Genomic DNA, 23,569 nt, shown 5'->3' with positions numbered 1-23,569 from the left:
TCTCTCAGACCCGGGTGAGGCACCGTCCGCGCGTATCAGTGGCTGATACAACGCGTCGCGCCATCCGGGAATCCGCCCTCACTCCTTGCTTTCGGACCGTCACTCTGCGGGCATGAACAGTTGTACGAAGGAACCAACCGGCGAGTACCCGGGGAGGGAGGGAGTCCTGTGACCGAGGGGGACGGCGTGCGCGCCGGTGAGCTGCCCGACGACCTCACCGCCGCCGAGGCGGGCATGTGGCAGGCGTTCCGCAACGGCAGCGTGTACGACCTGAGCAGCGGGGACGCCGTGGCGGACGACCCGCACGGCGGCGGGCCGTGGGACGCGGAGCGGACCGTGCGCGCGCGGATCGTGTGCTGGCTGCTGCTGGACGGACCGCCCGCCCTGGCCGGGCGGGTGGCGTCGCTGAAGCTGGTCGGGGTGCAGGTCAGCGGCTCGCTGGACCTCGCGGGCGGCACGGTGGAGCCGTACGTGGAGCTGCGCCGCTGCCGGTTCGAGCAGGACGTGCTGCTGCCGGAGGCCCGCTTCACGACCCTGCGGATGGTGGACTGCTCGGTGCCGCGACTGGAGGCGGCCCGGGTGCAGACGGAGGGCGACCTGCACCTGCCGCGCTGCCGCTTCCACCACGGCATCCGGCTCACCGACGCGCAGATCGGCACGGACCTGATGCTGAACCAGGCGGTCGTGCACCGGGACCGCAGCGGCCGGTCGATCGCGGCGGACGGCCTGACCGTCGGCCAGGACCTGCAGGCCGAGCTGCTGGAGTCGCACGGCGAGCTGAGTCTGCGCGCGGCCACCGTCGGCGTGTCGCTGAGCCTGCGCGGAGCCCGTCTGGCCCATCCGTACGCCCGGCTGGCGCTGAACGCCCCGCAGCTGACCGTCGAGCGCAGTCTGTACCTGACCCCGGCGGGCGTGGGCGCGCAGGCGATGAGCGGGATGACCCCGGCGGAGGGGACACGGATCCAGCGGTTCGCGTGCGAGGGCGGTATGCGGCTGGACGACGGGCGGTTCGGCGACGCCGTCGACTTCGAGCTGGCCCGCTTCACCCTCGCGGACGACCAGGAGGTGTCGCTGCGCCGGGTGCAGACGCCGGAGCTGCGGTTCCTCGGGGAGCGGCCGGCGCGCGGGCGGGTGGTGCTGTCCGGGGCGAAGGTCGTCAACCTGATGGACCGGGCGGACGCCTGGCCCGGCCCCGGGCGGCTGCACATGGGCGGCTTCGCCTACGAGAACCTCGTGCCGCGCGGGCCGTTCCCGCTGGACGAGCGGCTTCGGTGGGTCGCCGCGGCGACCGCCGAGTACAACCCGGAGCCGTACGAGCGGCTCGCGGCCGTGCTGCGGGCGGGCGGGGAGGACCAGGACGCGCGGGAGGTGCTGCTGGCCAAGCAGCGACGGCACCGCGAGAGCCTGCCGCCGGCGGCCAAGGTGTGGGGCTACGCGCAGGACTGGACGGTCGCCTACGGCTACCGGCCGGGGCGGGCCGCGGTGTGGATGGTGGTGCTGTGGGCGGCGGGGTCCGTCGCCTTCGCGCAGGCCGGGCACCCGCCGATGAAGCGCGGCGAGCACCCGGAGTGGAGCCCGGTGCTCTTCACCCTCGACCTGCTGCTGCCGGTCATCGACCTGGGCCAGGTGGGCTTCTGGCAGCTGCGCGGGGGGTGGCAGTGGCTGGCGACGGCCATGATTCTGCTCGGCTGGATCCTGGCGACGACGGTCGCGGCGGGCGCGACCCGGCTGCTGCGGCGCACATGATGTGCGCCCTGTGATCAAAGATGAAGAACGGTCACGTTTTTACCTTCTCTTGACCACACGCCATACAACTTTCGTCGATTTGCCGGAACGATCTGGCGCCGCCCCGAGCGGCCGACTTTCAATGGTCGGCACCATGGCCATGCAGTTGCCGTTCATCCGCGCGAGCCGGATGACAAGGACCCCCCACCCCGCCGGCCACCCGGACGACGACGAGGTGCTGCTCGACGCGCCCGACGCGCGGCTCAGCCCCGCGCTGGTCGCAGCCGCCCGCGGCGAGCACGGCCCGGCCGCCGCTCTGCTCCTCGCCACCCGGACGGCCGGGGAGTGGGAGCGACGCGACCGGTACGTGACCCGGCTGGCCGCCTTCGCCCGCTCGCGCCCCGAATGGCTGGACGCCTGGCTGGCCCTCGCCCCGAAGGACCCCGACGCGCTCCTGGTCCGGGCCCAGCTCGCGGTCGACCGCGCCTGGGACTCACCGGCCCGGGCCGAACTGCTGCGCGAGGTGAGTCCGCTGATCACGGCGGCGGCCCGGGGCGACCAGCGCGACCCCGTGCCGTGGCGCCTCGCCCTCGACCACGCCCGGGGCGCCCAGGCCGGGCACACCTACTTCGAGGAACTGTGGGCGGCGGCCGTCCGCCGCGCCCCGCACCACTACGGCTGCCATGTCGCGGCCCTGCGCTACCTGGCCGCCTCCTGGCACGGCTCGCACCGCGAGTGCTTCGACTTCGCCGACCGGGCCGCCCAGGACGCACCCGCCGGCACCCTCGTCCAGGCCCTGCCGGTCAGGGCCGCCTTCGGCTACCTCACCGACGGCTGCGGGCCCGAGGTGCCGCGCGAACGGCTCGACGCGGCCGCCGACCGGGCGATCGCCCTGTCCCCGCTGCTCCCCGCGGCCGACCCCTGGCCCGCCCGGATGCGCAACCTGCTGGTCTTCGTCCTGGTGCGCCTGGAGCGCTGGCAGGACGCCCGCGAACAGCTGCGGCTGAACGGCCCGTACGCCACCTCCTTCCCCTGGGACCGGGTGTCGGACGACCCGCTCGGCCACTTCCTGGAGGTGCGCGAGCAGGTCATGGCCGCGGCGGCCGGGGAGCCTCCCCGGCATCCACAGGGTGAACGGGGCGGACGGGTCCGCGGCGGCGACCATTAGGCTCTTGGGTCGTGACCACCGTCCGGCTCCCCCTCTTCCCCCTGAACTCGGTGCTGTTCCCGGGGCTCGTGCTCCCGCTCAACGTCTTCGAGGAGCGGTACCGCGCCATGATGCGCGAGCTGCTGAAGACGCCCGAGGACGAGCCGCGCCGGTTCGCCGTCGTGGCGATCCGCGACGGCCACGAGGTGGCTCCGAGCTCACCCGGCCTGCCCGATCCGACCGCCGTGCCCGAGCGGGGGCCGCTGGCGGGCTTCGGCCCGGACCCCGCCAAGGCGTTCCACAAGGTCGGCTGCATCGCGGACGCGGCGACCCTCCGGGAGCGCACCGACGGCTCCTTCGAGGTGCTGGCGACCGGCACCACCCGGGTGAAGCTGCTCTCGGTCGACGCGTCCGGTCCCTTCCTGACGGCCGAGCTGGAGCCGCTGGCGGAGGAACCCGGCGACGAGGCCGCGCCGCTCGCGGAGGGTGTGCTGCGCTCCTTCCGCCAGTACCAGAAGCGCCTGGCGGGTGCGCGCGAGCGGTCCCTGACGACCGGGGCGGACCTGCCGGACGAGCCGGGCGTGGTGTCCTACCTCGTCGCTGCGGCGATGATGCTCGACACCCCGACCAAGCAGCGGCTGCTCCAGGCGCCCGACACGGCGTCGCGCCTGCGCGACGAGCTGAAACTCCTGCGCGCCGAGACGGCGATCATCCGTAATCTGCCGTCGTTGCCGGCGTCGGAGCTGACGCGCGGCCCGATGAGTCTCAACTGAGCGGACCGGCATGGCGAAGAAGGCGAAGAAGCAGCAACAGGGCGGCACACCCGCCACGGTGGCCCTCACGGCGGCCGGGGCGCAGTACACGGTCCACGCCTACGACCACGACCCCGCCCACCCCTCCTACGGCGAGGAGGCCGCCGAGGCGATGGGCGTCTCCCCCGACCGGGTCTTCAAGACCCTGGTCGCGGACGTCGACGGCGCGCTGACGGTCGCGGTGGTCCCCGTGGCGGGCCAGCTCGACCTCAAGGCCCTGGCGGCGGCGGTGGGCGGCAAGCGGGCGGCCATGGCCGACCCGGCGCTCGCCGAACGCACCACGGGGTACGTCCGGGGCGGCATCTCCCCGCTGGGCCAGCGCAAGCGGCTCCCGACCGTCCTCGACGCGTCGGCGTCGGCCCACGCGACGATCTGCGTCTCGGCGGGGAGGAGGGGCCTGGAGGTGGAACTCGCCCCGGAGACCCTGGCGACCCTCACGCAGGCCGTCCTGGCCCCGATCGGCCGCCCGTCCTGACCGGACGCGCTCCCCCGGCACGGGCGGCACACCACGACGCCACGGGACCCGCGACGCCCCGCCCCGCCATCCCCGAGGAACGCGCCCGGCGCTCCCGGGCACAGGCCGACGCACCACTCCGACCCGGCACCGCAGAACACACCACGCCCCGCCGCTCCGACGCAGGGGCCCACGGCGCACCGCCCTCGGCGCCCGGCCGACGCGCTGCACACCCCGTCCGCGGCGGCCCGGCCCGCCGGGGCAGGCCCCTGCGCGGGAACCGCCAACCCCCGAGCAACGTGCCCGGCGTTCCCGGGCACAGGCCGACGCACCACTCCGACGCGGCGTCACAGAACACACCACGCCCCGCTGCCCCCCGAGCAACGCGCCCGGCGTTCTCGGGCACGGGGCGACCCACGACTCCCGGCGCGGATCCGGCCCGGCGCTCCCGGCACGGGCGGGGCGACTCGCCGCTCGCCGGGTGGCCCCGGCACGGGCCCGTGCATCGCTCCCGGCACCGCCCGCACCCCCGCCGTTCCGGCGCCGGCCGGCTACTTGGCCGGCGGCTGCCCCCCGTAGGGCCCGACCGGGCCGTCCGGCCCGTCCGGGAAGTCCGGCTCCGGGTCCCGGGGGCCGAACAGTGCCGTGAGCCCGAGGTGCACCACCAGGGCGGCGAGCGGCCAGGCCAGCAGCGCCCCCTTGGCCCCGAGCTTCAGCGGCGCGGAGAACGTCACCCCCTTGCCGACCTCCCGCGCGTGCGCGATCACGTCCTGCTCGGGTCCGAGCCAGACCCCGAGCCGCCAGGCGAGCAGCGAGCCGAGCAGGCCGCCGAGGGCCAGCCCCACCACCAGCGGCACGCCCCCGCGCCGCCGCAGCAGGAACACCACCAGGGCACTGACCAGCCCGAAGCCCAGCGCGAGCAGCACGAACGTGCCGTCGACGCCGATCGCCTGCTCGCCCTCGGTGTCCTTGAGATAGACGACCCAGTTCCCGCCCGTCGCGTCCCCGACCAGCGGGACGTGCGGCGCGAGCTTCCACCACAGCAGGCCCAGCAGCACCCCGCCGAGGGCCACGGCCACGGCGACCACACCGGCCTCGCGTACTTCCGTCCTCATGCCGGGGCCGTCCTGTCCGTACCAGCCGTCTGCGGTGTGCCCGGCGTGCCCGGAGCCGGGTGCCACGGGCCCGTCGGCCGGCGGCTGCCACGGTCCCTGAGCGGAGTGGTCGTGCGGTGGCGGTGGCGGAGTCAGCGGTGCGGTCACCCTGTCATCGTGCCAGGCCCGCCTGTGTGCCGCGTCACCGGACGACCCGTCCCGACTCACCGGACGGCCGCCCGGCGGTAGGCCCAGGTCGCCACGGCCAGCGAGACGACGCCCACGGCCCCGCACACGGCGAGGTCCCCCAGCACGAACGCCCAGTCGGGGTCCGGACCGAACGTCCGCGCGAACGCCTCCACCCCGTAGGTGGACGGCAGCAGGTCCCGCGCGAAGCGCACGAACTCCGGCATCCGGTCCGCCGGGAGCACCCCCAGCAGCAGCGCCGCCGACATGCCCAGCTGCCCCAGCAGCGTGGCCAGCTCGGGCCGGGGCGCGAGCAGCCCGAGGGCCGCCCCCAGACCGGCGAGCGCGGCGCCCGCGAGCGGGATGACGGCCAGAAGGATCCACAGATGGGCCAGCGGCAGCCCGAAGAGCACACAGCCGAACACGGCCGTCACGACCGTCCCGGGCACGGTGAACGAGGCGTACGCGCCCGCCGCGCCCAGCACCACGGCCGCCGGCGGCACCGGCAGAGTCGCGTAGTGGTCGAGCCCGCCGCTCGCACGCAACTGACCGAAGTACTGCGCGAGCAGGTTCAGCGCCACGAAGGCGACGACCAGGACCGAGGATCCGGCGACGACCGCCTGCGCCTCCGCCCCGTCGTCCACGACCCCGCGCATCAGGATCATGATCCCGACCGACTGGAAGGTCGCCACGAACAGCAGCGGGATCCGCGCCACCCGCGCCCGGGACAGCTGCGCCCGGTACACGGCCGCCAGCGAGGGCCACAGCCGCGCCCGGGGACCGAGCTCGGCCGCGCCCGCGGCGGGCTCCTCGGCGGCCAGGGCACCGCCCGGCAGGACATCGGCGGGTACGACACTCACGTCGCGCTGCTCCCCTTCGTCGGGTCCACTGCGGCAGTCGGTACGTACGGGCAGGCCCGACTGCTCAAGGCCGGCGCGGCTCACGCCTTCACCAGCCCCTGCTGCGCGGCCCCGCCCAGGGCCAGGTAGACGTCCTCCAGGCTGGGCGTGGTCAGCGTGAAGTCGTCCAGCGCGGCGAAGGCGGCCCCGCCGGTGACGGTCGCCACGACAGCCCGGGCCTCCTCGGGCCCGAGCCGCAGCGTCCAGCGGCGGCCCGACTCCGCGACCCGGTCCCGCAGCGCGGCCACCTCCGGGACGTGCAGCGGCGCGGCCTCCCGCCACACGAGGTCGACCCGCACCTCACCGGCGACCCGTTCCTTCAGCCCGGCCGGCGTGTCACAGGCGATGACCCGCCCCCGGTCCAGCACGGCCACCCGGTCCAGCACGGTCTCGGCCTCGATGACGTTGTGGGTGACCAGCAGCACCGTCGTCCCGTGCTCGGCGCGCCGCCGGTCGACGGCGGACCAGACGGCCCGCCGGGCCACCGGGTCCATGCCGGTGGTCGGCTCGTCCAGGACGAGCAGCGGCCGCTGCCCCACCAGGGCGGCCGCGAAGCACGCCAGGCGCCGCTGGCCCCCGGAGAGCTTCTTCAGCGGCCGTCCGGCCAGCGGGGTGAGGCCCAGCTCGTCCAGGACGGCGTCCCGTTCGGTGCGGGCCCGCCCGGCGTCCAGTCCGCGCAGCCGCCCGGTGGTCTCGGCGGCGAGCGACACGGTCAGCTCGTCGAGGGCGGTCGACTCCTGACCCAGGTAGGCGAGGATCCGGGCGGCCCGTTCCGGGTGGCGCACGACGTCGTGACCGAGGATCTCCACGCTGCCGCGGTCGGGCCGCATGAGTCCGGTGAGCTGCCGGACGAGGGTGGACTTGCCGGCGCCGTTCGGTCCGAGCAGGCCGAAGATCTCGCCCCGGCGGATGTCCACGTGCACGTCGTCCGTGGCCCGGACCTCGGGGGTGGCGGGCACCCCGCGCCGGCCCCGCACCGCCGGATAGGTCTTGGTCAGCCCGCGCACCGCGCACACGATGTCCCCATCGTGCCGAAATGCCTGTGCCGCGCGCGTACTCACAAGGGACGAGACTACGGGGTCGGGGACCCCGGCCCGCTCTCGGGGCGGCGGGTGAGCGGAAATCCGCCCGGGGAATTCTCAGTCGCCGGCCGGGGCGTGCTCCACACCCGTGCGGACGCCGATCTCCTTCCAGAAGCCGGCCCGGATGGCGTAACGGTCCCGCTCGTCGATCTGGTCGTCCTTGTGGGCGAGGAGACCGAAGCGGGCGGCGTAGCGCAGCAGCTCGCCGTCGACGCGGTGCGGGATCCGGGGGTACATCCCGGACAGTTTCTGCAGGTGGCTGTGGTCGCCGAGGCGCTCGACCCAGCGCCGGGCGAAGACCTGCCCCACCTCGAAGGGGTCGCCGCCGACCGTGGTGATGTCCTCCTCGCGATCGGCCCAGCGCTGCTCGGCGGAGGTCAGCTGGGCCAGCGTCGGCATCGAGGCGGCCTCGGGGGGCTCGGGCGCGGGCCGGTCGACCCACCCTTTGTCGGAGGACCAGCGCAGGGTGGCGGAGGAGGGCTGCCGCTCGGGCTGGGCGCCGGGGGCCCGCAGGGCTGCCAGGTCCTTGGGGGTGGGGACCCCTTTGGCGGCGGCGGGCACCCGCTCGCCGGTGCCGTTGGCCGCGGGGGCGGCCACCTGGTGGTCGGGCTGCGAGGCGGGCCGCTGGGGAGGGGCGGACAGGGCGGAGTCCGGCAGGGGCGCGGAGAGGATCGCGGCGATCTCCGGCCGGGGCGCGGGCTGCGGGGCGCACACCCCCGGGTGCTCCTTGGCGCGGACGGCCTTGGTGATCCACGTCCGGTCCAGCACGCGCCGCTCGTCGGCCTCGGCGACCAGGTCCTCGGACTGGTTGTAGTCGCCGTCGGCGGCCTGGACGGCCCACAGGTGGACCGCGACGCCGTGCTCCTTGGCGGCCATCATGCCGGGCAGCAGATCACCGTCGCCGGTGACCAGGACGATGTCGGAGCAGGCGCGGTTGCGGGCCAGTTCGGTGAGCTCGGCGTGCATGGCCGCGTCCACGCCCTTCTGCGCCCAGCGGCCGTCGCTGCGGGTCAGTGCGCCCAGGCGGACGGTGACCCGGGGCATGACGCGCAGCCGGCGGTGCTCGGGCTGGGGAACGCGGTCGGGGGCGCCGTCGAACCAGTAGATGCGCAGCAGGGGCTGCGCGGTGTCGGACTCGGCGCGCTCGCGCAACGCCTGGATGAGGGCGGCGTGGTCGACGGTGATGCGGGACCGCGAGGGCTCCCCGGCGAGGAGGCTCGCCGCGGCTCCCAGCAGATATCCGGCGTCCACCAGGACGATGCAGCGGTCCACGCGACTCACCCGCTTCCCAGGAGGTTTGCTTCGGGGCTCGCTTCGAGTCTGCCCGACGGCGCGGAGGTTAACGGCCGGAACTCGATCTTCGGCGTGGCGTTTCGCCCCGCCCTTCTCCGACTACCCCTGTCACGCAGGGTGATTGCCCGACATGCGATCGTTGTCGGCGTGTGTGAATCTGGTCCCGGCCCTGGCCCCTAGATCCCCCACAGGAGGCATCACCATGGCCAAGAACAAGAACCGTGACCGTAAGCAGCAGCGTCCGACCGACCGCGGACAGCGGGCGGACCGCCGTCCGGCGGCGGAGGCGGAGGCCCAGCCCGAGGTCGAGTTGACCCCCGGCGACGTGGCGACCCGCAAGCGGAAGCGCAGCTTCGGCCACAACTGACGTCTGTGTAAAGGGTTGTAGACCCCCCACACACGTGCACGAGGGGCGTACCAGGTACCGGGTACGCCCCTCACGCGCGTCGAAGGTCCGCGCCGGCCGGGTCAGCCGGCCAGGCAGGACGGGCCGAGCAGCACCTTCAGGTCGCCGAAGAGCGCCGGGTCGGGCTTGACCCGGTGCCGGTCCAGCCGCAGCACGGTGGTCTTGGTCGGCCCCTGGAGCCTGATCCGGACCTCGCTGTCGCCCTTGTGGTGGCTGAGGACCTCGCCGAGGCGGCTGACCAGCGGCGGCGTGACCCGGGTGGCCGGGATGGTGAGGACCACGGGCGCGTTCGCGCCGGCGTTGGACAGGTCCGGGATCATCAGCTCCATCGCGACCAGGCGCGGCACGTCCTCGCGCTTGTCGAGCCGGCCCTTGACGAACACCACGGCGTCCTCGACGAGTTGCGTCGAGACGAGCTGGTACGTCGCCGGGAAGAACATGCACTCGATGGAGCCGGCCAGGTCCTCGACGGTGGCGATGGCCCAGGCGTTGCCCTGCTTGGTCATCTTGCGCTGCAGGCCGGAGATGATGCCGCCGATGGTGACGACCGCCCCGTCCGCGTGCTCTCCGCCGGTCAGCTGGGAGATGCCCGCGTCGGCCTTGTCGGACAGGATGTGCTCCAGCCCGAACAGCGGGTGGTCGGAGACGTACAGACCGAGCATCTCCCGCTCCTGGGCGAGCAGATAGGTCTTGTCCCACTCGTCGGTGGAGAACTCGACGTCGAGTCCGAAGCCCGGTTCGCTGGTCTCGGCCTCGCCCATGCCGCCGAAGAGGTCGAACTGCCCCTCGGCCTCCTTGCGCTTGACCGCGACCACGTTGTCGATCATCGGCTCGTACTGGGCGGTGAGGCCCTTGCGGGTGTGGCCCATGGAGTCGAAGGCACCGGCCTTGATGAGCGACTCGGTGGTGCGCTTGTTGCAGACCACCGCCTCCACCTTGTCCAGGTAGTCCGGGAAGGAGGTGTACTTCCCCTTGGCCTTGCGGCACCGGATGATCGACTCGACCACGTTCGTGCCGACGTTGCGGACGGCGGAGAGGCCGAAGAGGATCACGTCGTCGCCCTGCGCGGCGAAGTTGGACATCGACTCGTTGACGTTCGGCGGGAGCACCTTGATGCCCATGCGGCGGCACTCGTTGAGGTAGACGGCTGACTTGTCCTTGTCGTCCTTCACCGAGGTGAGCAGGGCGGCCATGTACTCGGCGGGGTGGTTCGCCTTGAGGTACGCCGTCCAGTACGAGACGAGTCCGTACGCGGCGGAGTGCGCCTTGTTGAACGCGTAGCCGGCGAAGGGGACCAGCACGTCCCACAGCGCCTGGATGGCCTCGTCGCTGAAGCCCTTCTTGCGGGCGCCCTCCTGGAAGAGGACGAAGTTCTTGGCCAGTTCCTCGGGCTTCTTCTTGCCCATCACGCGGCGGAGGATGTCGGCCTCGCCGAGCGAGTAGCCGGCGATGATCTGGGCGGCCTTCTGCACCTGCTCCTGGTAGACGATCAGGCCGTAGGTGACGTCCAGGACCTCCTTGAGGGGCTCCTCCAGCTCCGGGTGGATCGGGGTGATCTCCTGCTGGCCGTTCTTCCTCAGGGCGTAGTTGGTGTGGGAGTTCATGCCCATCGGGCCCGGGCGGTACAGGGCCGACACGGCGGAGATGTCTTCGAAGTTGTCCGGCTTCATCAGCCGGAGCAGGGAGCGCATGGGCCCGCCGTCGAACTGGAAGACGCCGAGCGTGTCGCCGCGCTGGAGCAGGTCGAAGGTCGTGGGGTCGTCGAGCGGGAGGCTCAGGAGATCGATGTCGATCCCCTTGTTGGCCTTCACCATCTTGACGGCGTCGTCCATGATCGTGAGGTTGCGCAGGCCGAGGAAGTCCATCTTCAGCAGGCCGAGCGACTCACAGCTCGGGTAGTCCCACTGCGTGATCGTCACGCCGTCGGTGTGCCTCACCCAGACCGGGACGTGGTCGGTGATGGTCTCGCTGGACATGATCACGCCGGCCGCGTGCACGCCCATCTGCCGGACCAGGCCCTCCACACCGCGGGCGGTGTCGATGACCTTCTTGACGTCCGGCTCGTTCTCGTACATCCCGCGGACCTCGCCGGCCTCGCTGTAGCGCGGGTGGTTGGGGTCGGTGATGCCGGAGAGCGGGATGCCCTTGCCTAGGACGTCGGCGGGCATGGCCTTGGTGATGCGGTCGCCCATCGCGTACGGGTAGCCCAGCACGCGCGCGGAGTCCTTGATCGCGTTCTTGGCCTTGATGGTGCCGTACGTGCCGATCATGGCGACCTTGTCGGCGCCGTACTTCTCGGTGACGTACCGGATCACCTCGACGCGCCGGCGCTCGTCGAAGTCGATGTCGACGTCGGGCATGGAGATGCGCTCGGGGTTGAGGAACCGCTCGAAGATCAGGCCGTGCGGGATCGGGTCGAGGTCGGTGATGCCGAGCGCGTAGGCGACGATGGAGCCGGCCGCGGAGCCTCGGCCGGGGCCGACCGCGATGCCCTGCTTCTTGGCCCACATGATGAAGTCGGCGACCACGAGGAAGTAGCCCGGGAAGCCCATCGAGATGATGGTGTCCATCTCGTACTCGACCTGCTTCATGCGGTCGTCCGGGATGCCGTCCGGGAAGCGGCGGTGCATGCCGCGCAGGGTCTCCTCGCGGAACCAGCTGACCTCCGTGTACCCCTCCGGGATGTCGAACTTCGGCATCAGGTCGCGCTTCTCGAACATGCCGGTCGTGTCGACCATCTCGGCGATCAGGCGCGTGTTGGCGCAGCCCTCCTGCCAGGCGTCCGAGGAGTCGATGGCGTACATCTCGTCCGTGGACTTGAGGTAGTAGCCGGTGCCGTCGAACTTGAAGCGGTCCGGGTCGGAGAGGTTCTTGCCGGTCTGGATGCACAGCAACGCGTCGTGGGCGGTCGCCTCGTGCGCGTAGGTGTAGTGCGAGTCGTTGGTGACCAGCGGGGGGATGCCGAGCTTCTTGCCGATCTCCAGCAGGCCGTCGCGGACGCGGTGCTCGATGTCGATGCCGTGGTCCATCAGCTCCAGGAAGTAGCGGTCCTTGCCGAAGATGTCCTGGTAGTCGGATGCGGCCTTGAGGGCCTCGTCGAACTGGCCGAGCCGCAGCCGGGTCTGGACCTCGCCCGAGGGGCAGCCGGTGGAGGCGACGATCCCCTCGGACCACTGGGAGATGGTCTCCTTGTCCATCCGGGGCCACTTCTGCAGCCAGCCCTCGGCGTACGCGTCGGAGGAGAGCCGGAAGAGGTTGTGCAGACCGGTGCTGTTCACCGCCCACATCGTCTTGTGGGTGTAGCCACCGGAACCGGAGACGTCGTCCCGCTTCTGGTGCGGCTGGCCCCACTGGATCTTGCGCTTGTTGCGCCGGGACTCGGGCGCGACGTACGCCTCGATGCCGATGATCGGGGTGATCCCGGCCTTCTGCGCGGAGTGGTAGAAGTCGTACGCCCCGTGGAGGTTGCCGTGGTCGGACATGGCGATGTGCGACATGCCCATCTCGTTGCACGCGTCGAACATGTCCTTCAGCCGCGCGGCACCGTCCAGCAGCGAGTACTGGGTGTGGACGTGCAGGTGCGTGAACGGCGGCTTCGACACGGCTGCGGCCTCCAGGGAAGACGTGGGCGGACGGGGCCCGACAGGCTGCGGACAGTCTGGGGGACAGCGTCGAAGTCTATGCCTCGGCACCGACAGCCCGAGGCTGACCCGCGTACCTTCTTGGCGTGGGTCGCGGGCACTCGAGCCGGCCGCCGCACGTTAGGCAAGGGGCGGACTCGCCGCCCGCAGACGTCTGCACCAGGAGGCACCCAGCGATGTCGTTCCCGCAGCTCAGCGACGAGCAACGCGGTGAGGAGATCCTCGCCGTCTTCGACACCGCCTTCGGCCAGCTGCTGTCCGCCGACCCGGCCGCGTTCCGCGTGAAGTTCCGCAAGATGGCCGCCTCGGCGTTCGCCTTCTACCGGGGCACGGCGTGCCTCTTCTACCACGACCTGGACGAGGAGAAGGACGGCGGGCGGGCCGGGAGGGCACCCGGCCCGCCCTACCTGGACGAGCGCACCTCGCGCGTGTGGATCCACGGCGACCTGCACGCGGAGAACTTCGGCACGTACATGGACTCCACCGGCCGCCTGATCTTCAACGTCAACGACTTCGACGAGGCCTACGTCGGCCCCTTCACCTGGGACCTGAAGCGCTTCGCCGCGTCCATCGCGCTGATCGGGTACGCCAAGGCGCTCAGCGACGAGCAGATCTCCGAGCTGGTGACGGTCTACGCGGTCGCCTACCGGGAGCGGATACACGCGCTGGCGACCGGCGCCAAGAGCGACGAGGTGCCGCCCTTCACCCTGGACACCGCGCAGGGCCCACTGCTCGACGCGCTGCGCGACGCCCGCTCCCTGACCCGGTTCGGGCTGCTGGAGTCGATGACGGAGATCCGCGAGTTCGAGCGCCGCTTCGCGCCCGGCGGCGGCTCCGTGGAGCTGGACGCGGCCACGCGGTACAAGGTCCTCGCCGCGTTCGACGGCTACCTGGAGACGCTCCCGGACGACTCCCTGGCCCGCCCGGACTCCTACCGCGTCAAGGACGTCGTGGGCCGGCGCGGGATCGGCATCGGCTCCGCGGGACTGCCGTCGTACAACATCCTGCTGGAGGGGCACAGCGACGCCCTGGAGAACGACGTGGTGATCTACATCAAGCAGGGCCAGACCCCGGCGGTCTCCCGGCACATCACCGACCCGGCGATCCGCGACTACTTCCGGCACGAGGGGCACCGCACGGTCATCTCCCAGCGGGCCCTGCAGGCGCACGCCGATCCGTGGCTGGGCTGGACGGAGCTGGACGGGGCGGGCCAGCTGGTCGCCGAGGTCTCGCCGTACGCGGTGGACCTCGACTGGGGGGACATCGACGAGGCCGAGGAGATCGCGCAGGTGGTGGCGGACCTCGGCCGGGCGACGGCCGCCATGCACGCGGCGGCCGACGACCAGTCCGGCGAGTCCCTGGTGCCGTTCTCCACCGAGCGGGCCATCGACGCGGCGATCGCGGCCGACGAGGAGGGCTTCGCGCCCCTGCTGGTGGACTTCGCCCACGGCTACGGCGCCCGCGCGCGGGCCGACCACCAGATCTTCGTGGACCTGTTCCGCAACGGCCGCATTCCGGGGCTGTGACGAACAGCACCTTTCACAGCCACCCTTTAGGGGTCTCTTACCGGACCGCGTGACAGACTCTCCTATCGCTATGGACATATCCGGGATCCCGCTCAGAGCCGTACGCGCGGCGCTGTTCACGGCCGTGGTCGTGACGCTCAGCACCGCGTCGCACGTGCTGCTGTCGCGGGTCCCCCTGCCGGTGGGCACGGTGAGCGCGGTCGCCGCCGCCGTGTTCGCCCTCGCGTTCGCCCTGGCGGGTCGCGAGCGCTCCTTCGCCCGGATCGCGGCCCTGCTGGTCCCGCTGGAGCTGGCCGCCGACACCGTGTTCACCACCGGCCAGCACGCCTGCTACGGCCGGGCGGGCGGCCCGGTCGCGGGCCCGCTGCGCTCGGTCGGCCTGGAGGTGCTCTGCGGCGGCGGCGAGATCGGCGGTCCGCTGGCCCGGGTGGCCGACGCCACCGGCACCGAGCGGCTCGCCGCCACGATCGCCCACGCCGACCCGGCCACGGCCTGGCTGCTGCTCGGTGCGCACCTCGGGGTCGGCCTCACGGCCGCCCTCTGGCTGCGCCGGGGCGAGCGGGCCCTCGCGCAGCTGCTGCGGGCGGTGGCCGCGACGACGTTCCGGCCGCTGCTGCTGGCGGTCGCCGCGGTCACGGTGGAGCGGGCCCCCGCCGGACGCCGGCCGGCCGGCCCCGCGGCCCGCCGCGGGGCCGGCGCCCGCGGCCGGCTCCTCGCGTACTCCCTGGGACGGCGTGGACCGCCGTGCTCGCCCGTCCTCGTCTGAGGCACTCCCCCGAGCACCCGCAGTCCCCCTCACGTAGTCCGCGCACCGGCGTGTGCGCGTCCCCCACTGGAGAACACCACCATGAGCAAGCGGAACAGCCAGGCGGCCAAGACGGCGGCCCGCGAGCGGCTGCGCATCGAGCGCGAGCGCGAGGCCAAGCGCGCGAAGACCAGGCGGCAGGTCATCGTCGCCGGTTCGATCGTCGCCGTCCTGGCGATAGCCGGCGGCATCGGCTACGCGGTCGTCCAGGCCAACGAGCCCGACGGATGGGACGCCGCGAAGGACGCCAAGCTCGTCAAGCCGGCCAACACCTCCGGCAAGGACGGCACCACGGTCGTCATCGGCAAGGACAGCGCCGAGAAAACCCTCGTCATGTACGAGGACCCGCGCTGCCCGGCCTGCGCCGCGTTCGAGCAGTCCGTCGGCCCGACCGTCGACAAGGACGTCGAGGACGGCAAGTACAAGATCCAGTTCGTCGGTGCGACGTTCATCGACAGGAACGTGCCGGGAGTGGGCTCCAAGAACGCCCTGAGCGCGCTCGGCGCCGCCCTGAACGTCGGCCCCGAGGCCTTCATGGAGTACAAGACGGCGTTGTACTCGACGAAGTTCCACCCGGAGGAGACCGAGGACAAGTTCAAGGACGACGACTACCTGATCGAGGTGGCGAACTCCGTCGACGGTCTGAAGGGCAACAAGACCTTCCGGACGGCGGTCGAGAAGGGCACCTACGACAAGTGGGCGCTGGTCATGAGCGAGAAGTTCGACGCCGACGGCAAGAAGTACGGCTTCCAGGGCACGCCCTCCCTGGTCATGGACGGCAAGAAGATCACCGGCAGCGACGGTGAGAGCACCCCGATGACCACCGCCGACTTCACCAAGGCGATCGACGCCGCCCTCAAGAAGTAGCCGGGCCCTCCCGGCCGGTCCGCGGGCCCGGCCCGCGGTAGCACGGGACGACGCCGCGCGCGGGCCGGCCGGGGGGATGTGAGGAGCCACTACTCAAACAGCGGGCGAACTTCGGGAGTTCGCCCGCCCTGGGTCATACCGACCGGTAACCTGATCGGCCGTGACCAGTCGATACAGATCATCGAACACGTCCGAGGGCCTCAACTCCCTCACTCCTCGCCGCCGTACGGTCGTCAAGGCCGCGGCGGCGACTGCTGTCCTGGCCGGGCCGCTGGCGGCAACCCTGCCCGCCCGCGCCGTGGATCAGGCCCCCGCCTTCCTGCACGGCGTCGCCTCCGGCGACCCCCTGCCGGACGGCGTCCTGCTGTGGACGCGTGTGACGCCCGTCCCGGAGGCGATACCGGGCTCCGGTGCCGGTCCGGACACCGAGGTGAGCTGGATCGTCGCCCGGGACAAGGCGTTCACGAACATCGTCGCCAAGGGCTCCACCCTCGCGACGGCCGCCTCCGACCACACCGTGAAGGCCGACATCCGCGGTCTGGAGCCGGCCACCGACTACTGGTTCCGCTTCTCCGCCGGCGGCACCGACTCCCCCGCCGCCCGCACCCGCACCGCCCCCGCGCACGACGCGGCCGTCACGGGCCTGCGCTTCGGCGTGGCCTCCTGCGCCAACTGGGAGGCCGGCTACTTCTCCCCGTACCGGCACCTCGCGGCCCGCGGCGACCTGGACGCCTGGCTGCACCTGGGCGACTACATCTACGAGTACGGCACCGGCGAGTACGGCACCCGCGGCAAGGTCGTCCGCCCGCACGCCCCGGCGCACGAGATCGTCACGCTGGCCGACTACCGCACCCGGCACGCCCGTTACAAGACCGACCCGGACCTGCAGGCGCTGCACGCCGCGGCCCCGGTCGTGGCGATCTGGGACGACCACGAGTTCGCCAACGACACCTGGTCGGGCGGCGCGGAGAACCACACCGAGGGCGCCGAGGGCAGCTTTTCCGCCCGTCAGGCCGCCGCGAAGCAGGCCTACTTCGAGTGGATGCCGGTGCGTCCCGCCCTCGCGGGCACCACCTACCGCCGGCTGCGCTTCGGCAAGCTGGCCGACCTCTCGCTGCTCGACCTGCGCTCGTTCCGCTCCCAGCAGGTCAAGGTCGGCAACGGCGAGGTCGACGACCCGGACCGCACCCTCACCGGCCGCGCCCAGCTCGACTGGCTCAAGGCGGGCCTGAAGGCGTCCGACACCACCTGGCGCCTGGTCGGCAACTCCGTGATGATCTCACCGTTCGCCATCGGCTCGCTCTCCGCCGACCTGCTCAAGCCGCTCGCCAAGCTGCTGGGCCTGCCGCAGGAGGGCCTCGCCCTCAACACCGACCAGTGGGACGGCTACACCGACGACCGCCGCGAGATCCTGGCTCACCTGCGCGCGAACGCCATCCGCAACACGGTCTTCCTCACCGGCGACATCCACATGGCGTGGGCCAACGACGTGCCGGTCGACGCCGGCACCTACCCGCTGTCCCCGTCGGCCGCGACGGAGTTCGTCGTCACCTCGGTCACCTCGGACAACCTCGACGACATCGTCAAGGTGCCGGAGGGCACGGTCTCCGCGGTCGCCTCGCCGGTGATCCGCGCGGCCAACCGGCACGTGCACTGGGTCGACACCGACCGGCACGGCTTCGGCGTCCTGGACCTCACGGCCGAACGCGCGCAGATGGACTACTACGTCGTCTCCGACCGCGCGAAGCGCGACGCGACGGCCAAGTGGTCCCGCTCGTACCGCACCCGCAGCGGCACACAGAAGGTCGAGCGCACCTACGACCCGGTGTAACCGCTACAGGGTCTCGAGGAAGCCGAGTGCCACCCCCCAGGTGGCCTCGGCGGCCTCCGCGTCGTAGTCGGGCAGGTCGGGGTCGGTGTAGAGGTGACCGGCCCCGGCGTACCGGTACACCTCGACGTCGGCTCCGGTGCGGCCCATCTGCAGGTACCAGGCGCTGAGCCAGTCGTCCGTCTCGAAGGGGTCCGGCTCCGCCACGTGCAGCTGGACCGGCAGGTCCTCGGCCGTGGCGCCCGGGGCGATGTCCGACGTGCCGTGCAGGAGCAGCAGGCCGCGCGCCTTGTCGTCGCCGAGGGCGAGGGTCTGCGCCACGGAGGCGCCGAGCGAGAACCCGGCGTAGACCAGCCCGCGCTCCGAGTAGGGCGCGGCGGCCAGCACCGCCCGCCTCAGCAGCTCGTCCTTGCCGATCTTCTCCTTGTGCTCCATGCCCTCCTCGGCCGCCTCGAACGTGCGCCCCTCGAAGAGGTCGGGCGTCCACACCTGGTGCCCGGCCGACCGCAGCCGGTCGGCGGCCTGATGGACGGCGGGCCGCAGCCCGTAGGTGGAGTGAAAGAGCATGATGTTCATGGGGCCATGGTGCCAGCCGGGTGTGGGGGCCCGTGATCGCGGCAGTACCCCGGACGCAGTGGAAGTCACATGTTCATGTCCCCGGTGAGCCGGTTAGGTTCGGTGGCATGGAGAACCTGCTACGACCGCTGATCGTGGTCGGTGGCTCGGTCGTGCTCACGCTGGTGATCGGCTGGGCCACCGACTTCCTGCTGCGCAAGGCCGACCGACGGCACCACGACACCCCGCTGTGGGGTCTGCTCCGCCGTGCCCGCATCCCCTACCAGCTCGTGCTGTGCGCCGCCCTGCTGAGAGGGTCCTACGACCAGGCGCAGCTGCTGCAGAGCCGTGAGGAGGCCGTCGGGCGGACGCTGACCCTGGTGCTGATCGGGTCCACCGCCTGGCTGGTCATCCGGATCGCGGCGGCGATCGTCGAGACGTCCTACAGCCGGTACGCCCACGCCCGGGCGCACCGGGACCCGGCCCGGGTGCGCCGCGTGCGCACCCAGGTGTCGCTCATCATGCGGGTGGTGTCCGCGATCGTCGGCGTGGTGGCCGCGGCGAGCATGCTGCTGACCTTCCCGGCGTTCAAGGCGGCCGGCGCGTCCCTGCTGGCCTCGGCCGGCATCCTCGGCATCGTCGCCGGTGTCGCCGCGCAGTCCACGCTGAGCAACATGTTCGCGGGCTTCCAGATCGCCTTCGGCGACATGGTGCGCATCGGGGACACGGTGGTGGTGGACGGCGAGTGGGGCACGGTCGAGGAGGTCACGCTGACTTTCCTGACCGTCCGTACCTGGGACGAGCGCCGGATCACCATGCCGGTGTCGTACTTCACGTCCAAGCCGTTCGAGAACTGGTCGCGCGGCACTCCGCAGATGACCGGCATCGTGTTCTGGCACGTCGACCACTCGGCGCCCGTGGAGGCGATGCGCGACAAGCTCCGCGACATCCTGCGCGAGTGCCCGGCCTGGGACGGCCGCGCCTACAGCCTGTCCGTGACGGACAGCACACCCAGCACCATGGAGGTGCGGGCGCTGGTGACGGCCAAGGACGCGGACGACATCTGGACCGTGCGGGTCACCGTCCGCGAGGAGATGATCCGCTGGCTGACCGCGGAGCACCCCTACGCCCTGCCCCGGGTGAACACCGCCGACGCGGTGCTGCCCCCGTCCCGCAACGGCCACCGCTTCTCCCACGACAGCGTGCCGGTGCCGCAGCGCCGGTACCACGGCTCGGGCCGCACCGATCGCTGAGCCGGGCCCTTGACCGGGAGGGCCGCCCGCGAGTTGCGCGGGCGGCCCTCGCGCGTGCTCGCCCGGTCAGTGGCCGCGCTCGGCGCCACCGTTGACCTGGATGATCTGGGAGGTGACGTGCCGGGCGCCCGGTGAGGCCAGCCAGTGCAGGGTCCCGGCGACGTCGCCGGGGGTCCCGGCCCGTCCGGTGGAGGTCTCGGCGATGAGCCGCTCCCGCCGCTCGTCGGCCATCGCGTCCCCGAAGAACTCGGTGTCCTCGACGTATCCCGGCGCGACGACGTTCACGGTGATGCCGCGCGGGCCCAGCTCCCGGGCCAGTTCGTGGGCGTACGGGTGGAGTCCGGCCTTGGCCGCCGCGTAGGCCCCGCTGCCGGATCCCCGGAAGGCGGCGATGGAACCGAGGAACAGCACCCGCCCGCCGGGCTCGGCCAGGCGCGGCTTCAGCGCCTCGGTCAGCAGCACGGCGGTCAGCAGGTTGAGCCGGAAGTTCACCGTCCAGGTGTGGGCGACGCCGTGCAGCGCGTCGCCGTCGCCCCCGTCGTCCGCCTCGAGCAGTCCGTTGCCCCCGGCGCTGTGGACGAGCACGTCCACCGCGCCCAGTTCCCGCTGCACGAAGGCGGCGACACCGCGCACGTCGTCCGGCTCCGCGAGATCGGCCGCGTAGGTCAGCGCGCCGGGCACGCCGGCCTGCTCCAGTACCCCGGCCCGCCGGCCGAGCAGCAGCACCCGGTCGCCGTCCGCCGCGAAGACCCGCGCCGCCGCGAGCCCGATTCCCGTGCCGCCACCACTGATCACCACGTTGCGTGCCATGCGCACGACCTTACGACCCGTCAGGCGGCGCGTGCGAGTTCATCGCAGGCTGCGCACGTCCAGGTGCCGCATGACCCGGTCCACCACCTCCGGGTCGGCGCCCGGCTCGCTGCGCGCCGACAGCACCTCGTGGCGTGCCGCGCTGAGCATCTGCTGCTGGATCTGCCGGACCCGCTTCACCCGCCGGGCGCGCTCCCGGTACGCCTCGCGGCGCTCGTCCTCGGCCAGCTCCGGGCTGATGCGCACCGCGATGTCCATGGCCCGGCGCAGCATCTGCTCGGACAGCTCCTCCGGAAGCTCCTCGTCCTCCTCGATCTCCCGCAGCCGCCCCTTGGCCGCCTTGGCCGCGCGCAGCGCCAGGGACTTGGCGAACTCCTTCTCGTGGTCGGTGTCGGCCTTCACGCCCAGGCGCCGCACCAGCCAGGGCAGGGTCAGGCCCTGCAGTACCAGCGTCGCCATGATCACGCCGAAGGCGATGAAGATGATCTCGTCGCGGCTGGGGAACGGGGAGCCGCTGTCGGTCTCCAGCGGGATCGCCAGCACCAGTGCGACGGACGCGACGCCGCGCATCCCCGCCCACCACATGACGACGGTCTCGCGCCAGCTGACGGGGATGTCCTCGTCGTAGTCCCGCCGCGCGTGCAGCCGCTTGGTCAGCCACGTCGCCGGCAGCAGCCACAGCAGCCGTACGAACACGACCACGCACACCACGAGCGCCGCCCAGCCGAGCAGTTCGCCCCACCGCCCGGACGCGGTGTTGATCGCGTTGTGCAGCTCCAGGCCGACCAGTCCGAACGCGACGCCGGTGACGAGCGTGTCGACGATGTTCCAGAAGGTGTGCCCGGCCAGCCGCGTCATGACGTCGTCGGCGTCGGAGCCGTGCTCGGCGAGGAACAGCGCGGTGGTCAGCACGGCGAGCACGCCGGAGCCGTGCAGTTCCTCGGCCATCACGTAGGCGGCGTACGGCACCAGCAGGGTCAGCCCGATCTGCAGGGTCGCGTCGCCCAGGAGGTCCATCAGCTTGTTGGCGCCCCAGCCCAGCGCGAGCCCCACGGCCACCGCGACGACGGCCGACAGCACCAGGTCCAGACCGGCCTGCCAGGGCGAGAACGTCCCGCTGACGGCGGCGGCGATCGCCACGTGGTAGAGCACGATGGCCGTGACGTCGTTGAACAGGCCCTCGCCCTCCAGGATCGACACCAGGCGGCGGGGCAGACCGAGCTGTCCGGCCACGGCGGTCGCGGCGACCGGGTCGGGTGGTGCCACCAGCGCCCCGAGCGCGAACGCGGCGGCGAGCGGCAGGCCCGGCACGATCGCGTCCGCCGCAGCGGCCACACAGGCCATGGTGACGAACACCAGCGCCACGGCCAGCAGGAAGATGGGTCTCTTGTTCGCCGTGAACTGCCGCCACGAGGTACGCCGTACGGCCGCGTACAGCAGGGGCGGCAGCAGCAGCGGCAGGATCAGGTCCGGCGGGATCTCGACGTTCGGCACGAACTCGAGCAGGGCCAGGACGATGCCCAGGAGCGTCATCAGCACCGGAGCGGGGACGCCGAGCCGGTCCCCGAGCGGAACACTGATCACGGCCCCGAGCAGCAGGACGAACAGCAGGGCCAGCTGATCCACGGTCAGCGCTCCGGGAGGTCAGAGGTGCACACGACTGATCTCAAGACTGCCACGCGACTGCCTGGGCAAACCGTTTCTGCACCCCTGCGGCACCGGCCGGAACGGCTCAGAGGGAACGCCGCATCCCCTGATGCGGAATGCCGGCCTCCAGGTACTCGGGCCCGTACGGTTCGTAGCCGAGCCGCGCGTAGAAGCCGAGCGCGTGCGTCTGCGCGTGCAGGTCCATGGCCACGAGTCCGCGGGCGCGCGCCGCCTCCTCGACGGCCCGCACGAGGGCGGCCCCGACCCCGAGCCCGCGCGCGTGGGCCGCCACCGCCAGCCGGCCCAGGCACCCCACGGAAGGGTCCGCACCGGTCTGCGCCACGGCCGCCGCCCCGGTCAGCAGCCGCCCGGTCCCGAGCGGCGCACCGTCCTCCCGGACGGCCAGCACGTGCACGGCCCCGGCGTCGTACGCGTCGTACTCGAGGTCCTCGGGAACGCCCTGCTCGCCGACGAAGACCTCCTTGCGCACCGCGAAGCACGCCTCGCGGTCCGCCGGATCCTCTGCGACCCGCACCGCGTACGTCCCCGTGCTCACGCGTACGTCTCCTCCCGGACCTGGTCCAGGGCCTGCTGCAGGTCCTCCGGGTAGTCGCAGGAGAACTCCACCCACTGCCCGTCCCCGGGGTGCTCGAAGCCGAGCCGCACCGCGTGCAGCCACTGCCGCGTCAGCCGCAGGCGCTTGGCGAGCGTCGGGTCGGCGCCGTAGGTCAGGTCGCCGACGCAGGGGTGGCGGTGAGCGGCCATGTGGACGCGGATCTGGTGGGTGCGGCCGGTCTCCAGCTTCACGTCCAGCAGGGACGCCGCGCGGAAGGCCTCGATCAGGTCGTAGTGCGTCACCGACGGCTTGCCCTCGGCGGTGACCGCCCACTTGTAGTCGTGCTGGGGGTGCCGGCCGATGGGCGCGTCGATGGTGCCGCTGGTCGGGTCGGGATGGCCCTGGACCAGCGTGTGGTACCGCTTGTCGACCGTGCGCTCCTTGAACTGGCGCTTGAGCGACGTGTACGCGTACTCCGACTTCGCGACCACCATCAGGCCGGACGTGCCGACGTCGAGGCGGTGGACGATCCCCTGGCGCTCGGCCGCCCCGGACGTCGAGATCCGGTACCCGGCGGCGGCCAGGCCCCCGATGACGGTCGGGCCGGTCCACCCGGGCGAGGGGTGCGCGGCCACGCCGACCGGCTTGACGATGACGACCACGTCGTCGTCGTCATGGACGATCTCCATGCCCTCGACCGGCTCGGCCACCACCTGCACCGGCGCGGGCGCCTGCGGCATCTCGACCTCCAGCCAGGCGCCGCCGTGCACGCGCTCCGACTTGCCGACCACCGATCCGTCGACCGTGACCTTTCCCGCGGCGGCCAGCTCGGCGGCCTTGGTACGGGAGAAGCCGAACATGCGGGAGATGGCGGCGTCGACGCGCTCGCCCTCCAGGCCGTCGGGCACGGGCAGGGTACGGATCTCGGGAATCGTGCTCACCCGTCGAGTATGCCGGACGGCTCCGACAGGGCCGTACGCGCG

The 23,569-nt window shown here is 72.3% G+C and carries 20 protein-coding genes; 10 read left to right on the top strand and 10 right to left on the bottom strand.

Annotated features, from left to right (window positions below):
• Nucleotides 1–168 precede the first annotated feature (168 nt).
• The 4 genes from ACZ4M5_RS24490 (at nt 169) to ybaK (ending at nt 4,159) form a co-directional block, all read left to right on the top strand.
• Entirely contained in the window at nt 169–1,746 is a 1,578-nt protein-coding gene (locus ACZ4M5_RS24490; protein WP_467739966.1) for an oxidoreductase, read from the top strand.
• 121 nt (nt 1,747–1,867) lie between these two features.
• The gene (locus ACZ4M5_RS24485) at nt 1,868–2,893 is read left to right on the top strand and encodes a hypothetical protein (RefSeq protein WP_467739965.1); all 1,026 of its coding nucleotides are present in this window, start codon (nt 1,868–1,870) and stop codon (nt 2,891–2,893) included.
• An 11-nt stretch (nt 2,894–2,904) separates the two neighbouring features.
• Nucleotides 2,905–3,645 carry an LON peptidase substrate-binding domain-containing protein gene (locus ACZ4M5_RS24480; RefSeq protein WP_467739964.1) on the top strand — a complete coding sequence of 247 codons (741 nt, stop codon included), beginning with the start codon at nt 2,905–2,907 and terminating at the stop codon, nt 3,643–3,645.
• A gap of 10 nt (nt 3,646–3,655) precedes the next feature.
• Nucleotides 3,656–4,159: a Cys-tRNA(Pro) deacylase gene (ybaK, locus tag ACZ4M5_RS24475; RefSeq protein ID WP_467739963.1), complete on the top strand. Its 504-nt coding sequence runs from the start codon at nt 3,656–3,658 to the stop codon at nt 4,157–4,159.
• 530 nt (nt 4,160–4,689) lie between these two features.
• Here ybaK and ACZ4M5_RS24470 read toward each other — a convergent pair.
• The 4 genes from ACZ4M5_RS24470 to ACZ4M5_RS24455 all read right to left on the bottom strand — a co-directional run bounded on the left by ACZ4M5_RS24470 (nt 4,690) and on the right by ACZ4M5_RS24455 (nt 8,671).
• Nucleotides 4,690–5,400, bottom strand: a complete 711-nt coding sequence (locus ACZ4M5_RS24470; protein ID WP_467739962.1) for an AAA family ATPase — start codon at nt 5,398–5,400, stop codon at nt 4,690–4,692.
• A gap of 56 nt (nt 5,401–5,456) precedes the next feature.
• Nucleotides 5,457–6,278 (bottom strand): ABC transporter permease, encoded by an 822-nt coding sequence (locus ACZ4M5_RS24465; RefSeq protein WP_398112017.1) that lies wholly within the window; start codon nt 6,276–6,278, stop codon nt 5,457–5,459.
• 80 nt (nt 6,279–6,358) lie between these two features.
• Nucleotides 6,359–7,333 carry an ABC transporter ATP-binding protein gene (locus tag ACZ4M5_RS24460; protein ID WP_467739961.1) on the bottom strand — a complete coding sequence of 325 codons (975 nt, stop codon included), beginning with the start codon at nt 7,331–7,333 and terminating at the stop codon, nt 6,359–6,361.
• A gap of 123 nt (nt 7,334–7,456) precedes the next feature.
• Nucleotides 7,457–8,671, bottom strand: coding sequence for an NYN domain-containing protein (locus ACZ4M5_RS24455; RefSeq protein WP_467739960.1), 1,215 nt, complete (start codon nt 8,669–8,671; stop codon nt 7,457–7,459).
• 223 nt (nt 8,672–8,894) lie between these two features.
• Here ACZ4M5_RS24455 and ACZ4M5_RS24450 point away from each other — a divergent pair, with 223 nt between their 5' ends.
• Nucleotides 8,895–9,059, top strand: coding sequence for a hypothetical protein (locus ACZ4M5_RS24450; RefSeq protein ID WP_369196239.1), 165 nt, complete (start codon nt 8,895–8,897; stop codon nt 9,057–9,059).
• A gap of 101 nt (nt 9,060–9,160) precedes the next feature.
• On the opposite strand, the gene dnaE is transcribed toward ACZ4M5_RS24450, so the two are convergent.
• A complete protein-coding gene (gene dnaE / locus ACZ4M5_RS24445) occupies nt 9,161–12,700 on the bottom strand; it encodes a DNA polymerase III subunit alpha (protein WP_467739959.1) in 3,540 nt (1,179 codons plus the stop codon).
• 215 nt (nt 12,701–12,915) lie between these two features.
• Here dnaE and ACZ4M5_RS24440 point away from each other — a divergent pair, with 215 nt between their 5' ends.
• From ACZ4M5_RS24440 to ACZ4M5_RS24425, 4 genes are all read left to right on the top strand, one after another.
• Nucleotides 12,916–14,265 (top strand): DUF2252 domain-containing protein, encoded by a 1,350-nt coding sequence (locus tag ACZ4M5_RS24440; protein ID WP_467739958.1) that lies wholly within the window; start codon nt 12,916–12,918, stop codon nt 14,263–14,265.
• A gap of 70 nt (nt 14,266–14,335) precedes the next feature.
• On the top strand, nt 14,336–15,031 hold the full coding sequence (locus tag ACZ4M5_RS24435; protein ID WP_467739957.1) for a hypothetical protein: 696 nt from the start codon (nt 14,336–14,338) through the stop codon (nt 15,029–15,031).
• Between the two features lie 81 nt (nt 15,032–15,112).
• Nucleotides 15,113–15,937, top strand: a complete 825-nt coding sequence (locus ACZ4M5_RS24430) for a thioredoxin domain-containing protein (protein ID WP_467739956.1) — start codon at nt 15,113–15,115, stop codon at nt 15,935–15,937.
• Nucleotides 15,938–16,097: 160 nt separating this feature from the next.
• Entirely contained in the window at nt 16,098–17,768 is a 1,671-nt protein-coding gene (locus ACZ4M5_RS24425) for an alkaline phosphatase D family protein (protein ID WP_467739955.1), read from the top strand.
• A 3-nt stretch (nt 17,769–17,771) separates the two neighbouring features.
• Here the strand turns inward: ACZ4M5_RS24425 and ACZ4M5_RS24420 are convergent, their stop codons facing one another.
• Nucleotides 17,772–18,341 (bottom strand): dienelactone hydrolase family protein, encoded by a 570-nt coding sequence (locus ACZ4M5_RS24420; RefSeq protein ID WP_467739954.1) that lies wholly within the window; start codon nt 18,339–18,341, stop codon nt 17,772–17,774.
• Nucleotides 18,342–18,448: 107 nt separating this feature from the next.
• On the opposite strand from ACZ4M5_RS24420, the gene ACZ4M5_RS24415 reads away from it, so the two are divergent.
• Nucleotides 18,449–19,573, top strand: a complete 1,125-nt coding sequence (locus ACZ4M5_RS24415) for a mechanosensitive ion channel family protein (RefSeq protein WP_467739953.1) — start codon at nt 18,449–18,451, stop codon at nt 19,571–19,573.
• A 66-nt stretch (nt 19,574–19,639) separates the two neighbouring features.
• Here ACZ4M5_RS24415 and ACZ4M5_RS24410 read toward each other — a convergent pair whose 3' ends face one another.
• The 4 genes from ACZ4M5_RS24410 to ACZ4M5_RS24395 form a co-directional block, all read right to left on the bottom strand.
• Nucleotides 19,640–20,383, bottom strand: a complete 744-nt coding sequence (locus ACZ4M5_RS24410) for an SDR family NAD(P)-dependent oxidoreductase (RefSeq protein ID WP_467739952.1) — start codon at nt 20,381–20,383, stop codon at nt 19,640–19,642.
• A 39-nt stretch (nt 20,384–20,422) separates the two neighbouring features.
• Nucleotides 20,423–22,009, bottom strand: a complete 1,587-nt coding sequence (locus ACZ4M5_RS24405; RefSeq protein ID WP_467739951.1) for a Na+/H+ antiporter — start codon at nt 22,007–22,009, stop codon at nt 20,423–20,425.
• 106 nt (nt 22,010–22,115) lie between these two features.
• Nucleotides 22,116–22,586 carry a GNAT family N-acetyltransferase gene (locus ACZ4M5_RS24400; RefSeq protein ID WP_467739950.1) on the bottom strand — a complete coding sequence of 157 codons (471 nt, stop codon included), beginning with the start codon at nt 22,584–22,586 and terminating at the stop codon, nt 22,116–22,118.
• Nucleotides 22,583–23,527: an RluA family pseudouridine synthase gene (locus ACZ4M5_RS24395; protein WP_467739949.1), complete on the bottom strand. Its 945-nt coding sequence runs from the start codon at nt 23,525–23,527 to the stop codon at nt 22,583–22,585. Before ACZ4M5_RS24395 ends, ACZ4M5_RS24400 begins: the two co-directional genes overlap by 4 nt.
• Nucleotides 23,528–23,569: the final 42 nt, after the last annotated feature.

This window comes from Streptomyces sp. NPDC026246, assembly GCF_055567995.1.
Note: the sequence above shows the minus strand (reverse complement) of the source record. Positions and strands in the feature narration are given on the sequence as shown.

What these genes read in the sequence shown, in the direction of transcription:
- ACZ4M5_RS24410 (WP_467739952.1), bottom strand. Translation starts at nt 20,383, where the DNA reads ATGGCACGCAACGTGGTGATCAGTGGTGGCGGCACGGGAATCGGGCTC.
- ACZ4M5_RS24435 (WP_467739957.1), top strand. Translation starts at nt 14,336, where the DNA reads ATGGACATATCCGGGATCCCGCTCAGAGCCGTACGCGCGGCGCTGTTC.
- ACZ4M5_RS24415 (WP_467739953.1), top strand. Translation starts at nt 18,449, where the DNA reads ATGGAGAACCTGCTACGACCGCTGATCGTGGTCGGTGGCTCGGTCGTG.
- ybaK (WP_467739963.1), top strand. Translation starts at nt 3,656, where the DNA reads ATGGCGAAGAAGGCGAAGAAGCAGCAACAGGGCGGCACACCCGCCACG.
- ACZ4M5_RS24430 (WP_467739956.1), top strand. Translation starts at nt 15,113, where the DNA reads ATGAGCAAGCGGAACAGCCAGGCGGCCAAGACGGCGGCCCGCGAGCGG.
- ACZ4M5_RS24485 (WP_467739965.1), top strand. Translation starts at nt 1,868, where the DNA reads ATGGTCGGCACCATGGCCATGCAGTTGCCGTTCATCCGCGCGAGCCGG.
- ACZ4M5_RS24450 (WP_369196239.1), top strand. Translation starts at nt 8,895, where the DNA reads ATGGCCAAGAACAAGAACCGTGACCGTAAGCAGCAGCGTCCGACCGAC.
- ACZ4M5_RS24440 (WP_467739958.1), top strand. Translation starts at nt 12,916, where the DNA reads ATGTCGTTCCCGCAGCTCAGCGACGAGCAACGCGGTGAGGAGATCCTC.
- ACZ4M5_RS24420 (WP_467739954.1), bottom strand. Translation starts at nt 18,341, where the DNA reads ATGAACATCATGCTCTTTCACTCCACCTACGGGCTGCGGCCCGCCGTC.